The following is a 13260-nucleotide window of genomic DNA, read 5'->3' as shown; positions in this document are numbered from 1 at the left end:
CGACCTGATCATCCCTCGCGGCGGCAAGAGCCTGGTCGCTCGCGTTCAGGCAGAGGCCAAGGCGCCGGTGCTGGGCCACCTCGAGGGTCTGTGCCACACCTATCTGGACGCCGCCGCCGATCTGGACGTCGCTCGTCGCGTCACCCTGAACGCCAAGATGCGCCGCGTTTCCGTCTGCGGCGCGACCGAGACCTTGCTGGTGGACCGCGCCGCAGCCGCGCGCCTGCTGCCCGCCGTCGCCGCTGACCTGATCGCCGCCGGATGCGAACTGCGTGGCGACGCCGAAGCGCGCGCCCTCGTCCCGAACATGAGCGAGGCGACCGAGGCCGACTGGACCACCGAATACCTGGCCCCCACCCTGTCAGTGCGCGTGGTGGACGGCGTGGACGGCGCGGTCGACCACATCCGCCGCTACGGTTCGGGCCACACCGAGGCCATCGTCACCACCGACGAGAAGGCCGCCGAACGCTTCGCCAATGGCGTCGACAGCGCCATCGTGCTGATCAACGCCTCGACCCAGTTCGCCGACGGCGGCGAATTCGGCTTCGGCGGCGAAATCGGCATCTCGACCTCAAAGCTGCATGCGCGCGGGCCAGTCGGCGCGGAGCAGCTGACCACCTATAAGTATGTTGTGCGCGGCGAGGGCCAGACGCGGCCGTAATGCACCTTCTCCCTCCCCTTTATGGGGAGGGTGGCTGAGGCGCAGCCGAAGCCGGGTGGGGCGCTTAGGCAGACCACACCCCGCTCATATCGTACGGCCCTCCCCACCCGGTCGCTACGCGACCACCCTCCCCATCAAAGGGGAGGGAGAACCGCGCCTCAACGGCTTTCTGGCAGCGCATAGGCGATCACATAGTCCCCGCGCGGCGTCTCCATGAAGTGATGCCCGCCGGCCATGATGACCAGATACTGGCGGCCGTTCTGCTCATAGATCATCGGATTGGCCTGGCCGCCCGCCGGAAGCACGTCCGACCACACCGTCTTGCCCGTCTCGATGTCGATGGCGCGGATCAGGTCGTCCGTCGCGGCGGCGATGAAGATCAGTCCGCCCGCCGTCACCGCCGAGCCGCCGTTGTTCGGCGTGCCGATCTCCAGCGGCAGCATCGACGGAACGCCGAACGGCCCGTTCTTGCGCGCCGTGCCGAACGGACGATCCCACAGGGTGCGGCCGCTCTTCAGGTCGATGACGCGCATCCCGCCGTAGGGCGGCTGTTTGCACAGCAGGCCGGTGAACTTGACCCGCCAGCCCGCATTGACGTCGATGGCGTAGGGCACGCCCATCTGCGGGTCGCCCGCGCCCTCGGCCTTGGACTTCGACAGGTTGCCGCCGCGGTTGGCCGCCTCCTTCTCGCGCTCGATGTAGCGGGGATCGTCGCGCGCGAACCAGCCCAGACGCTCGGCTTCGGCGCGCGGCACCAGACGGTTGTGGTTGGGCATGTCGTTGTAGTTGGCGACGATCACGCCTCGCGCTGGATCGACCGCCACCCCGCCCCAGTCCGAGCCGCCGTTGTAGCCCGGATACTGAATCCAGTGCCGGTCCGACGTCGGCGGCGTGAAATAGCCGTCATAGGCCGCCTGATGGAACTGGATGCGGCAGACCATCTGGTCGATCGGGGACATGCCCCACATGTCGCGCTCGGTCAGGTCAGCCTTCCTCAGCGTATGGAACAGGGAGAAGGGCTGGGTCGGGCTGCGCTGCGACGGCTCGACGCCGCCCTGGGGCACGCGGCGCTCCTCGACCTTGTGCAGCGGCTGACCGGTGCGGCGGTCCAGGATGTAGAGGTCGCCCTGCTTGGACGGCAGGATCACCGCCGGAACCACAGTCCCGTTGATCGGCATGTCGACCAGGGTCGCCTGTGAGCCCAGGTCATAGTCCCAGACGTCCTTGCGCACCGTCTGGAAATGCCAGCGCGGCTTGCCCGTAGTCACATCCAGCGCGACCAAGGAGGTGGCGTATTCGTTCTCGGCCGGACGACGCAGGCCCGAATAATAGTCCGCCGCCGAATTGCCCATTGGCAGGAAGACCAGACCCAGCGCCTCGTCCGCCGTGGCCGTGGTCCACATGTTCGGCGTGCCCGGCGTATAGGTCTCGCCTTCCGGCGGCAGGGTGGTGATGTCTGGCCGCATCATGTCCCAGGCGAAGCGCAGTTGGCCCGTCACCGCGTCGAAGCCCTGGATCACGCCCGATGCGTTCCACCGTTTCTGGCCGTCCAGCACCTGATGACCCGTGACCACCACCCCGCGCACGATGACCGGCGCCGAGGTGATCGACACCATGCCCGGATAGGGATCGCCCATGCCGTGCTTGATGCTGACCGAGCCGTTGGTCCCGAAACCGGCGCAGGGAACGCCCGTACGCGCGTCCACCGCCACCAGGCGCCCGTCCAGCGTGCCTTCGATGATGCGCGTGGCGCAGGGCTGGGCCGCATCGACGTTGGGGGCCGCATAATAGGCCACGCCCCGGCAGGCGGCGGTATAGGGAATCTGGTCGTCGGCGACCTTGGGATCATAGGTCCACTTCTGCTTTCCGGTCGCCGCATCGACGGCGAACAGGCGGTTACGCGCCGAGCACAGATAAAGCGTGTCGCCGATCTTCAGCGGCGTCGTCTCGGCGCCCCAGCGCTCGTCCGGCAGGTCGCCGGTGCGGAAGGTCCAGGCGCGTTGAAGCCCCTTCACATTGTCCTTGGTGATCTGGCTCAGCGGCGAATAGCGCTGGGCGCTGTCAGAACCGCCCCAGGCAGGCCAATCGGCGCCGACCTTCAGCACCGCCGGGTCGCCCACGCCGCCGTTCGCCGCGCCCGGAACCGGGCTGAGCACCCGCGCCTTGTTCGCCTGGGCCACCACCACGCCGGAAATCAGGCCGAAGACGACGATGGCCGCCAGTCCGCCCAGGGCCAGCTTGCCGCCGCCCCCGTCGCGCTTCAGCGCCGGGAAGCTGAGGACCACCGCGATCAACAGCACCAGCGGCGCCACCACGCGCGGGACCAGGGCCCAACCGTTCAGCCCGACCTCCCACAGCGCCCAGACGACGGTGCCGATGAAGATGGCGATGTAGAGCCAGGCGCCCAACGGTCTGAGCAAGGCCAGCAGCCCGCCCGAGATGATCATCAACAGACCGACGATCAGATAGTAGGCGGACCCGCCCAGCATGATCAGCTGGCCTCCGCCTATGGTCAGCGTCAGCCCGATCAGGGCGATGACGATCCCGAGAAGCCTGACAAGGACGCTGCCGAAGCCCCGTCCGCGCTCAATGGACGACATGGCGCCCTCCCATCGTTCAGCTTGGCCTTGGACTGCAACACGCCAGCAAGACCGCCGTTCCATCGGGGCGCGAGAAACCGGGAGCCGATCTGATCGACGCATAGAAAAAGGGCCGCACGCCCCTTCGGCGTACGGCCCTCAATCTGTTCTGGCTGAGGCCTTACTGACGCGCCAGCTGGCTGGCCAGGATCAGCTCCAGCTGCTTGCGGATATGCGGCGTCAGCTCTTCGATGCCCCAGTTGTCATAGGCGGCGAAGCGGAAGTTGTTGATGAAGACGTCCCAGATCAGACGCGCCAACATGGGCAGATCCACGTCCTGGCGCAGCTCGCCTTCACGCACGCCGGCCTGCAGAATCTCGGCCACGGCCTCGACCAGGGGGCGGACGAAGGCGCGCGAGCGCAGATCGGCGTCTTCCGGCTGGAACCACGAACGCGCCACCATGGCCTGCATCAGCGGCAGATGGTCCAGCGAGCGGTGATAACCCGCCGTCAGCCCGTTCGACAGGCGGTCCAGAACGCGGCCCTCGGCGGCGGCGGTGCGGATATCGACCAGCAGGCCTTCCATCTCTTCGGAGAAGACGGCTTCGAACAGCTCGGCCTTGTCCTGGAAGTTGGCGAAGACCGCGCCGGTCGACATGCCGGCGCCCTTGGCGATGTCGCGGATGGTGGCGGCGTCATAGCCGCGCTCGGCGAAGAGGGTGCGGGCGGCGTCCAGAACCTTCTGACGCGTGCGCACCTTGGCGGCCTGGCGGCGGTTCAGCCGAGGCTGGACTTCGGCTTCGGCGACGGCAGGGGCGGACTGGGAAGATTCACGCATCGGCGGCGGCTCTAAACTCATCTATGTGCGGCGTTCGCCCCATCGCGGCTCGCCGTCGACCTGACGCGAACCTGGAACAAGGCGGAGAACGCTCCTTGGGAGGAAGTGGTGAACTTTCATCACCGAACAATGACCAAAATGGGTCACGGGCGGCATAAAACTTTGCCGCACCACGCTCAGGAGTTCAACACGACTACGGAGTTCTACTGATACCGCAAGGTCAGCAAAGCTCTGCGGCTCAAAGCTTGGCTATATGCCTCAGTCTATTTCCTTTCTGCATCATTGGGCGGCCGAACGGGGAAAACAGGGAATCCGATCCGCCCTCGCGCGGCGCGCCAAAATTTTTTAAGACCGCATGATCGCCCCCTGCCGCTAGGCTTTGGGCAGCGCGCCCCTTAGGGCCCGAGATGAGGAAACGACGAATGAAGAAACTGTTCGCAGGGGTCGCTGCGGCCGCCCTTCTGGCGCCGGCCGCCGCCTTGGCCCATGACGACCACGCCTGCATCGACGAGGCCTGCACCGTCTTCGAGCTGTTCCAGACCCCGGCCGCCCAGGGCGGCGCCTCGGGCTGGCAGGGCACGGACGCGCCCCGATACGGAACCTGGGGCTTCGACCTGACCGGTCGCGACACCTCGGTCGATCCGGGCGACAGCTTCTTCCGCTACGCCAACGGCGCGGCGCTGGACCAGTTGACCATCCCGTCGGACCGCACCTCCTACGGCTCGTTCGCCCTGCTGCGCGAACTGTCCGACAACCGCATGAAGAAGCTGGTGACGGACCTGGCCGCGCGCACCGATCTGGCCGCCGGTTCGGACGAGCAGAAGATCGCCGACGCCTACCGCGCCTTCATCGATCAGGCTCGCGTCGACCAGTTGGACGCCCAGCCGCTGGCTCCGTATCTGGCCGCCATCCGCGCCGCCGACAGCCATGAGAAGATCGCCGCCTATATGGGTCAGACCCAGGGACGCGCGGGCGGCTCCTTCTTCGGCACCGGCATCACCATCGATCAGAAGAACCCCACCCGCTACGCCGTGACCACCGGCCAGTCGGGCCTGGGGATGCCCAACCGCGACTACTATCTGGACGCCCGCTTCGCCGACAAGAAGCAGAAGTACCAAGCCTATATCGAGCAGATGCTGACCAACATCGGCTGGAGCGATCCGGCCGGCTCGGCCGCCGCCGTCGTCGCCCTGGAGGATCGGATCGCCGAGGCCCACTGGACCCCGATCGAGAACCGCAACCGCGACAAGACCTACAACCCCTACTCCATCCAGAGCCTGGCCGCCGAGGCGCCCGGCTTCGACTGGGCCGGCTATTTCAACGCCGCCGGACTGGGCGCCGTCGATCGCGTGATCGTGCGCCAGAACACGGCCATGCCGAAGATGGCCGCCATCTTCGCCGAGACGCCGGTGGCCACCTTGCAGGCCTGGCAGGCCTTCCACACCACGGACGACGCCGCGCCCATGCTGTCGCAGCGCTTCTCGGACGCCCAGTGGGCGTTCCACTCGCGCGACCTGGCCGGCCAGCCCGAACAACGCAGCCGCGAGAAACGCGCCATCAGCTTCGCCGAAGGCGCCCTGGGCGAGGCGGCGGGCCGTCTCTATGTCGCCGAATACTTCCCGGCCGAATCCAAGGCCAAGATGGAAGAACTGGTCGCCAACCTGCGCACCGCCCTGTCGCACCGCATCGACAACCTGACCTGGATGGGCACGGAGACCAAGGCGGCGGCTCAGGAGAAGCTGCGCAAATTCACCGTCAAGATCGGCTACCCGAACAAGTGGCGCGACTATTCCGCGCTCGAGATCCAGGCCGACGACCTGTTCGGCAACAGCCAGCGTATGGGCCAGTTCCAGTGGAACTACCGCCTGTCGCGCCTGGACCAGCCGGTCGACAAGGACGAGTGGGGCATGACGCCCCAGACGGTGAACGCCTATTACAACTCGGCCAATAACGAGATCGTCTTCCCCGCCGCCATCCTGCAGCCGCCCTTCTTCGACCCGGATGCGGACCCAGCCGTCAACTACGGCGGCATCGGCGGCGTGATCGGCCACGAGATCGGCCACGGCTTCGACGACCAGGGCTCCAAGTCCGACGGCGACGGCGTGCTGCGCAACTGGTGGACCGATCAGGACAAGGCCAATTTCGAGAGCCTGACCAAGCGCCTGGGCGCCCAGTACGACAGCTATGAGCCGCTGCCGGGCTTCCACGTCCAGGGCGGCCTGACCATGGGCGAGAACATCGGCGACGCCGCCGGTACGGCGGTCGGTCTCGAGGCCTACCACCTGTCGCTGAAGGGCCAGCCCGCCCCGGTGATCGACGGCGTGACCGGCGACCAGCGCTTCTTCTACGGCTGGGCGCAGGTGTGGCAGTCCAAGTACCGCGAGGACGCCCTGAAGAACCAGATCGCCACCGATCCGCACAGCCCCGCCGAGTTCCGCGTCATCGGCCCGGTGCGCAACATCGACGCCTGGTACGACGCCTTCGGCATCCAGCCGGGGACCAAATACTATCTGGCGCCGGAAGACCGCGTCCGTATCTGGTAAGGCGCAGCGCCTGCTAAATGAAGAGGGCCGGAGCGTCGCCGCTCCGGCCCTTTTTCATGCGGCCAGTTTCATCAACACCAGCCCCCGCCATTCTCGAATAGTCTTCGATCTTTCCCGAACTCCGGGCATGAAAAAGCCCGCTGCGGGGGATACATCGCAGCGGGCCTTCTCGCTCTCTCAGGAGCGGACGTTTCCTCCCCGAAACGCCTTCAAGATGTCGCTGCGGCTGAGCGCTGCGCCTCTTGAGTGAGACCAAATGACGCCATCGAGGGGGTCAAGTCAATCAAGCCTCTATCGAAAGAGCGTTCTTTCGTAACTGAACGTTGATAAGTCACGTCTTCGTCATGGTTTTTATCGAAGCCTATTCGATAATGGAGCGAACCACCGCGATCAGCTGATCGCGGGCCACGGTCTGTTGCCCCGGCCGCTCGGCCTTCCAGGCGTCGTTGTCCGTGATGGCGGCGGCGCGGGCGCGTCCGGCGTCCAGATCCTTGATCGTCACCTGGCCGGCGGCGATCTCGTCCCCGCCCAGGATGACGGCGGCGGGAGCCCCGCGACGGTCAGCATATTTCATCTGCGCCTTCATGCCCGCCCGCCCCAGATAGAGCTCGGCCGCAATACCCGCCGCGCGCAGTTCGGACACGGCGTCGAGATAGTGCTGCATGTCGTCCTCAGAGAAGACGATGGCCACCACCGGCCCGCGCGTGGCGTCCTCAGCCCCGCGCCCCGCCGCACGCAGGGCCGAGGCCAGACGCGACACGCCGAACGAGAAGCCCGTCGCCGGGGTCGACTGGCCGGTGAAACGCGACACCAGATCGTCATAGCGCCCGCCGCCGCCGATCGAGCCGAAGCGCACCGCGCGCCCCTTCTCGTCCTTGGTGTCCAACAGCAGCTCGGCCTCGAACACCGCGCCGGTGTAGTATTCCAGCCCGCGCACGATGGTCGGGTCGAAGCGCACGTCGTCCTGCGACACGCCCATGGCGGTCAGGGCGCGGTCGATGGCGGCCAGTTCCTTCAGCGCCTCTTCGCCCGCAACGCCCAAGGCCGCGCCCGATACGGCGTCCAGCACGCCCGCACGGCTGAAGCCCGGCGTCTCGGCCGAGGCCAAGAAGGCTTCGATCGCCCCGATCACCGAAGCGGGCAGATTCGCCCCCTTGGTATAGTCGCCGGACTCGTCCAGACGCCCCTCGCCCAACAACAGGCGCACGCCCTCGACGCCCAGACGGTCGTATTTGTCGACGGCGCGCAGGGCGGTCAGCCGCTGCGCCGGATCGACGATCCCGCCCGCGTCGAACAGGCCGTCGAACAACTTGCGGTTGGAGACGCGTATCACCGCCTGCCCGGCCGCCAGACCCGCCGCGCGCAGGCCCTCGCAACCCATGGCGATGATCTCGGCGTCGGCCTCGGGCCGGTCCGAGCCGACGGTGTCGGCGTCGCACTGCCAGAACTCGCGGAAACGGCCCGGCCCGGGCTTCTCATTGCGCCACACCGGCCCATAGGCGTAGCGGCGGAACGGCTTGGGCAGGGTCTCCCAGTTCTGGGCGGCGAAACGGGCCAGAGGCGCCGTGTGGTCGTAGCGCAGGGCCATCCACTGGTCGTCATCGTCCTGAAGCGCGAAGACGCCTTCGTTCGGACGGTCGGCGTCGGGCAGGAACTTGCCCAGGGCGTCCGCGTATTCGAACGCCGGGGTCTCCAGCGCCTCGAAGCCCCAGCGCTCATAGACCTCGGACACGCGCGCGACGATGCGGCGCTCGGCGGTCAGGTCGCGGCCGCGACGGTCGGCGAACCCGCGCGGCGCGCGAGCTTCGGGGCGGTTGGAGGCTTCGTCGGTCATGAGGCGGCGATTAAGCCATCAGTTCCGTCGCCGCAACTCGCCGCCGCCCCTTCCCGCTCAAGCCGCGCGGCGCAACGGCAGATCGCGCCCATAGCTGAGGCGCCGCCACAGCCACTCGAACGGCCCCATAGTGAACTTGGACAGCCACAGCGGCGACCAGATCAGTTGCAGCGCCCAGACGCCGACGACGATGGCCCACTGCATCGGATAGTCGACCTGGCCGAACAGGCGCGGCCCCCACGGCATGTAGAAGATCGTCGTCATGATCAGAGTCTGGGTCAGATAGTTGGTGAAGGCCATCCGCCCCACCGGCGCCAGCCCCTTGCGCAGCCAGACCACGCCGCGCGTCGTCGCCAGGATCAACACCGAGGCGTAGGCCAGGGTGATGATGATCGGATAGGAGGCGACGACCGCCGCCCAGCCGCCGGTGGCTTCAACGCCCGGACCGGCCTGGATCTCCAGCCACTCCAGCACGCCCAACAGCGCCAGCACCGCCGCGCCGCCCGCCATCAGCATCGCATAGACGCGCGTCGGGACGCGGCCATGGAAGAAACCCGCCTTGAACAGCCCCAGGCCCAGCATCATCAACGGAACGGTCGAGAACACATACATGAACAGGCTGGCGCCTTGGGCGAAGGCCCAGGCCTTCAGGTTCTCCAGCGCCGTGCCGGCCCAGCCGCTCTGATAGGCGGCGATGGAGGCGGCGACCGCCCCGTCGGCGGGACCGCCTTCGCTCATGGCCTCCGGGAAATGCGCCATCGCCATCATCAGGCCCGCCTGAAGCGTGGCCAGCAGCACGGTCGCCCCGGCGCCGATCCAGATCAGCGACTTGGCCGGCATCGACCGCATCAGCATCATGAACAGTCCTGACCAGGCGTAGAGCAACAGGATATCGCCGTACCAGAAGGCCAAGCCGTGGATCAGGCCGAACAGGGCCAGGAACATCAGGCGACGGCGCAGGACGCGGCCCTTGGCCTCATCCCCCCGCTCGCCGCCGACCAAGAAGATCGACACGCCGAACAGCATGGAGAACAGGGTCACGAACTTCTGGCGGAAGAAGACGTCGACCGCCCACTGCGCCGCGCCCGAAGCCCCGACCACGGCGGGAAAAGGCGACTGATCCGGCGCCGACTCCAGGATCACCAGCGGCAGGGCGAAGGCCGCCGCATTGACCGCCAGAATGCCCAGCACCGCCGCGCCGCGCAGCACGTCCAGCGTCACGATCCGCTGATCCGTCGCCACCGGCTTCGGTTGGACCGTTTCGACCTGATCCCTCATGCTCGCCCCTTGTTGTGCGTGAAGAGGTCGAGGCTTAGGCGGGACGGCCGCTTGGGTTCACGTTAAATCCCCGTAACGTCCCGCTCGGACAGGACGCCCATGCGGTTGTTGACCACCGGCGCCGGGACAAATCCCAGATAGGCCACGCACAGACCGCCCCACAGGGCGTAGCTGACGCCCATCATGACCGCCAGCGGCAGGCCGCCGACGCCGTAGATCAGCAGGGCCGTCTCGATCGCGCCCAGGCTTTGGACCGGGTTCTGCGAAGCGATGCCCGCCAGACCCGCCATGACCACGGCCATGATCGTCTGCATCGCCGCCGCCAGCAGGCCGCCGAACACGGTGAAACGGCACACCACGCCCAGTCGCGTCGACGGGCGTCCGGTCTTCCCATGGCTGTCGATCAGCAGCCACAGCCCCACCGGCGCCGCGATCAGCCCGACCGCCAGCATCACCAGCCGCCAGTCCGTATCCACGCCCGACCACCAGTTCTCAGGTGGCCAGATAAACAGGGTCAGGATCACCGGCGGCCAGGCCGCCGCCGCCAGGGCAGCAGGAATCAGGGCGCCCGCGCCGCGTCGCGGCGCCACGCGCTTCAGGCCCGGCAGGGAGGGAAAGGCGACGGCCATCAGCGGGTCGGGACCGGCGTCTCGCCGGAATAGTCGTAGAAGCCGCGCCCGCTCTTCTTGCCCAGCCAACCGGCCTCGACATATTTCACCAGCAGCGGACAGGGCCGATATTTGCTGTCGGCCAGGCCGTCATACAACACGTTCATGATCGCCAGAGCCACGTCCAGCCCCATGAAGTCCGCCAGCTCCAGCGGCCCCATCGGATGGTTGGCGCCCAACTTCAGCGCCTTATCGATCGAGGCGACGTCGCCGACGCCTTCGTACAGCACATAGACCGCCTCGTTCATCATCGGCACCAGGATGCGATTGACGATGAAGGCGGGGAAGTCCTCGGACTCCGTGATGATCTTGCCCAGGCTTTCAGCGAAGGCGACCGCCGTCTCGAAGGTCGAGGCCGAGGTGGCGATGCCGCGCACCAGTTCGACCAGCTTCATCGTCGGCGCCGGCTTCATGAAGTGCAGGCCGATGAAGCGCTCAGGCCGATCCGTGACCGAGGCCAGACGGGTGATGGAGATCGAGGAGGTGTTGGACGCCAGCAGGGTGTCTGGTCCGAGCAGCGGCGTCAGTTCGGTGAAGACGCCCTTCTTGACGGCCTCTTCCTCGGACGCGGCCTCGATGACCAGGTCGGCCTTGGCCGCCTCCGCCAGGCTGGTCGCCGGGGCGATGCGCTGCAGGACCGCCTGGGCCTCCGCCTCGGTCGACAGGCCGCGTGCGGCGCGACGCGCCAGGCTGGCCGCGATCTCGCCTAGGGCCAGGGTCACGCGGTCCGGCGCAATGTCGTACAGCTTCACCTCATAGCCGCCGGCGGCCACCACCTGAGCGATGCCCGAACCCATTTGCCCGGCGCCGATGACGGCGACTGTCCTGATCGTGGTCATGAATTACGCGAAAAAGGCGGTCCAAGAGGGACCAGTCGTCGGCACCTTAGGAGCCCGCTCGCGCCACGCAAGGGCGGATTGGGCTCCAGGTGTGGATTCCTGGGGGGCCGTGATCCGGGCTCAACGCCCGGCAGCCCCCTCCTCGACGCTGCCGTGGATCAGCCCAGCGACATGATCAGCATCGGCGCGACCGTCCGGTTGAACAGCACGCTCAGGAACTGCAGCGCCAGCAAGGCGATGATCGGCGTAATGTCGATGCCGCCCAGCGACGGCACCACCCGCTGGAGCGGCCCCAGGATCGGGCGCGTCACCGTGTCCAGCACATAGGCGATCTGGCCCACGAAGCGATTACGCGGATTGATCACGTCGAAGGCGAACAGCCAGCTCAGGATCGCCGAGGCGATGATGCACCAGATCATCAAGGTGACGACGGCGTTCACCAGCCAGACAAGGGCGAAACCCATAAGAAACTCCTGCTTCGTTCACGCCGCTTCTAGCGGCCCGGCCGCCGATCGCCAAGGATTCGTGCGCGGCCCGTTGACACGCCCCCCTGCGCGCTTCTATGTCCCGCGCCTGCCTGTCGGTCGGGGCCGTAGCTCAGTTGGTAGAGCGCGTCGTTCGCAATGACGAGGTCAGGGGTTCGACTCCCCTCGGCTCCACCAGGGCATCTAGACGAAATCGCTGACGTTCGAACGCCTTCCAGGCGCCCCCTGCCGCGCCTCAGTTCTCGCGGTAGAAGTTGCAGTACCAGTCGACGAAGCGGGCGACGCCCTCCTCCACCGGGGTCGTGGGGGCGTAGTCGAGGGCGGCCAAGGTGTCCGTGACGTCGGCCTCGGTGTCGGCGACGTCGCCGTCCTGCATGGGCATGAGGTTCAGCTTCGCCTTGCGGCCCAGCTTGGTCTCCAGCACCTCGATGTAGCGCATCAGCGGCACGGGACGGCCCGCGCCCAGGTTCAGGATGCGCCAGGGGGCCACGCCGCTGGTCGCCGGATTGGGGGCGGCCGCGTCCCACGTCGGATCGATGGCGGCGGGACGATCCAGCGCCGCGATCACGCCGGTGACGATGTCGTCGACATAGGTGAAGTCGCGGCTCATCCGCCCCTCGCCGTACACGTCGATCGGCTCGTCCTTCAGGATGGCGCGGGTGAATTTGAACAGGGCCATGTCCGGGCGGCCCCACGGCCCATAGACGGTGAAGAAGCGCAGGCCCGTCGCCGGAAAGCCGAACAGATGGGCATAGGAATGGGCCATGGCCTCATTGGCCAGCTTGGTCGCGGCATAGACGGTCAGCGGATGGTCGGCGGGCTGGCGCACCGAGAACGGCAGGGCGCGATTGGCGCCGAACACCGAACTGGTCGAGGCGAAGACCAGATTGGCCGCCCCCACCGCCCGGCAGCCCTCCAGGATGCTCAGAAAGCCGACGACGTTGGAATCGACATAGGTCTCGGGCGCTTCCAGGCTGTAGCGGACACCCGCCTGGGCGGCGAGGTGAACCACGCGGCGCGGCGTGTGCTCGGCGAACAGGGCGGCGACGCCGTCGCGGTCGGCCAGGTCGAGCGTGTGATGGCGATAGTTCGGATGGGCCTGCAGCTGGGCCAGGCGCGCCTGCTTCAGCGCCGGATCATAATAGGCGTTGAGGTTGTCCAGCCCGATCACGCTCTCGCCCCGCTCCAGCAGGCGCCGGGCGGTGTGGAAGCCGATGAAGCCGGCGGAGCCGGTGACCAGGACGGGATCGCTCATGATCCGTTGCGATAAACGCTCGCGCGCGCCGACGCCAGCACCCCTCTACGGCAAGGTCTCCGCCACGGCGGGCGACGGCGCCAGCAGCTGAGCCGAGATATTCAGCCCGACACCCGCGATCAGACAGGCGGCCGCCGCCAGCAGGACCAGGCGCGTCGTCTTCGCGCCCGGCGCCAGCGGGCGGGCCAACAGCAGGACCAGCAGGGCGATCAGGGCCAGGGCGCCCGGCATGTCCATTCCCACGCCCAGGAAGACGAAGTGGCCGATCCCCAGCAGCCAG

At 67.4% G+C, this 13260-nt stretch carries 10 protein-coding genes, 1 tRNA gene and 1 pseudogene; 3 read left to right on the top strand and 9 right to left on the bottom strand.

The features are described 5' to 3' along the window. Positions 1-661, top strand: a 661-nt coding sequence (locus tag RT567_RS07760) for a glutamate-5-semialdehyde dehydrogenase (protein ID WP_313575533.1), incomplete at its 5' end; no start/stop codon positions are given. 158 nt (positions 662-819) lie between these two features. Here RT567_RS07760 and RT567_RS07755 read toward each other — a convergent pair. Together RT567_RS07755 and RT567_RS07750 are read right to left on the bottom strand one after the other, a co-directional pair. Continuing rightward, positions 820-3261 carry a membrane-bound PQQ-dependent dehydrogenase, glucose/quinate/shikimate family gene (locus tag RT567_RS07755; RefSeq protein ID WP_313575531.1) on the bottom strand — a complete coding sequence of 814 codons (2442 nt, stop codon included), beginning with the start codon at positions 3259-3261 and terminating at the stop codon, positions 820-822. Positions 3262-3421: 160 nt separating this feature from the next. Then, complete coding sequence (locus RT567_RS07750) at positions 3422-4078, bottom strand: TetR/AcrR family transcriptional regulator (protein ID WP_313575529.1); 657 nt, start codon at positions 4076-4078, stop codon at positions 3422-3424. A 422-nt stretch (positions 4079-4500) separates the two neighbouring features. Between RT567_RS07750 and RT567_RS07745 the strand changes: the two genes are divergently transcribed. After that, a complete protein-coding gene (locus RT567_RS07745; protein ID WP_313575528.1) occupies positions 4501-6621 on the top strand; it encodes a M13 family metallopeptidase in 2121 nt (706 codons plus the stop codon). A gap of 361 nt (positions 6622-6982) precedes the next feature. On the opposite strand, the gene hisS is transcribed toward RT567_RS07745, so the two are convergent. The 5 genes from hisS to RT567_RS07720 form a co-directional block, all read right to left on the bottom strand. Next, positions 6983-8455, bottom strand: coding sequence for a histidine--tRNA ligase (hisS, locus tag RT567_RS07740; RefSeq protein ID WP_313575526.1), 1473 nt, complete (start codon positions 8453-8455; stop codon positions 6983-6985). Positions 8456-8512: 57 nt separating this feature from the next. Beyond that, positions 8513-9733, bottom strand: coding sequence for a DUF418 domain-containing protein (locus RT567_RS07735; RefSeq protein WP_313575524.1), 1221 nt, complete (start codon positions 9731-9733; stop codon positions 8513-8515). Between the two features lie 62 nt (positions 9734-9795). Continuing rightward, positions 9796-10362 (bottom strand): hypothetical protein, encoded by a 567-nt coding sequence (locus RT567_RS07730; protein ID WP_313575523.1) that lies wholly within the window; start codon positions 10360-10362, stop codon positions 9796-9798. Further along, entirely contained in the window at positions 10362-11240 is an 879-nt protein-coding gene (locus RT567_RS07725; RefSeq protein WP_313575521.1) for a 3-hydroxybutyryl-CoA dehydrogenase, read from the bottom strand. The genes RT567_RS07730 and RT567_RS07725 overlap by 1 nt, the downstream gene beginning before the upstream one ends. A gap of 158 nt (positions 11241-11398) precedes the next feature. Next, a complete protein-coding gene (locus tag RT567_RS07720) occupies positions 11399-11704 on the bottom strand; it encodes a YggT family protein (protein WP_046653094.1) in 306 nt (101 codons plus the stop codon). A 122-nt stretch (positions 11705-11826) separates the two neighbouring features. On the opposite strand from RT567_RS07720, the gene RT567_RS07715 reads away from it, so the two are divergent. Beyond that, positions 11827-11902 (top strand) — tRNA-Ala (locus RT567_RS07715). Positions 11903-11960: 58 nt separating this feature from the next. Here the strand turns inward: RT567_RS07715 and RT567_RS07710 are convergent. Together RT567_RS07710 and RT567_RS07705 are read right to left on the bottom strand one after the other, a co-directional pair. Beyond that, positions 11961-12980: an NAD-dependent epimerase gene (locus RT567_RS07710; protein ID WP_313575519.1), complete on the bottom strand. Its 1020-nt coding sequence runs from the start codon at positions 12978-12980 to the stop codon at positions 11961-11963. A 45-nt stretch (positions 12981-13025) separates the two neighbouring features. Further along, positions 13026-13260 (bottom strand): annotated as a pseudogene (locus tag RT567_RS07705) (peptidase M20); the annotation flags it as partial.

Origin of the sequence: Brevundimonas sp. (genome assembly GCF_032107865.1) — a bacterium.
GTDB lineage: Bacteria > Pseudomonadota > Alphaproteobacteria > Caulobacterales > Caulobacteraceae > Brevundimonas.
The sequence above is the reverse complement of the archived record's forward strand: the minus strand, read 5'-3'. Positions and strand labels throughout refer to the sequence as shown.

Coding starts and splice junctions, on each gene's coding strand:
- RT567_RS07720 (WP_046653094.1), bottom strand. CDS start 11,704: ATGGGTTTCGCCCTTGTCTGGCTGGTGAACGCCGTCGTCACCTTGATG.
- RT567_RS07750 (WP_313575529.1), bottom strand. CDS start 4,078: ATGCGTGAATCTTCCCAGTCCGCCCCTGCCGTCGCCGAAGCCGAAGTC.
- RT567_RS07755 (WP_313575531.1), bottom strand. CDS start 3,261: ATGTCGTCCATTGAGCGCGGACGGGGCTTCGGCAGCGTCCTTGTCAGG.
- RT567_RS07710 (WP_313575519.1), bottom strand. CDS start 12,980: ATGAGCGATCCCGTCCTGGTCACCGGCTCCGCCGGCTTCATCGGCTTC.
- hisS (WP_313575526.1), bottom strand. CDS start 8,455: ATGACCGACGAAGCCTCCAACCGCCCCGAAGCTCGCGCGCCGCGCGGG.
- RT567_RS07730 (WP_313575523.1), bottom strand. CDS start 10,362: ATGGCCGTCGCCTTTCCCTCCCTGCCGGGCCTGAAGCGCGTGGCGCCG.
- RT567_RS07725 (WP_313575521.1), bottom strand. CDS start 11,240: ATGACCACGATCAGGACAGTCGCCGTCATCGGCGCCGGGCAAATGGGT.
- RT567_RS07735 (WP_313575524.1), bottom strand. CDS start 9,733: ATGAGGGATCAGGTCGAAACGGTCCAACCGAAGCCGGTGGCGACGGAT.
- RT567_RS07745 (WP_313575528.1), top strand. CDS start 4,501: ATGAAGAAACTGTTCGCAGGGGTCGCTGCGGCCGCCCTTCTGGCGCCG.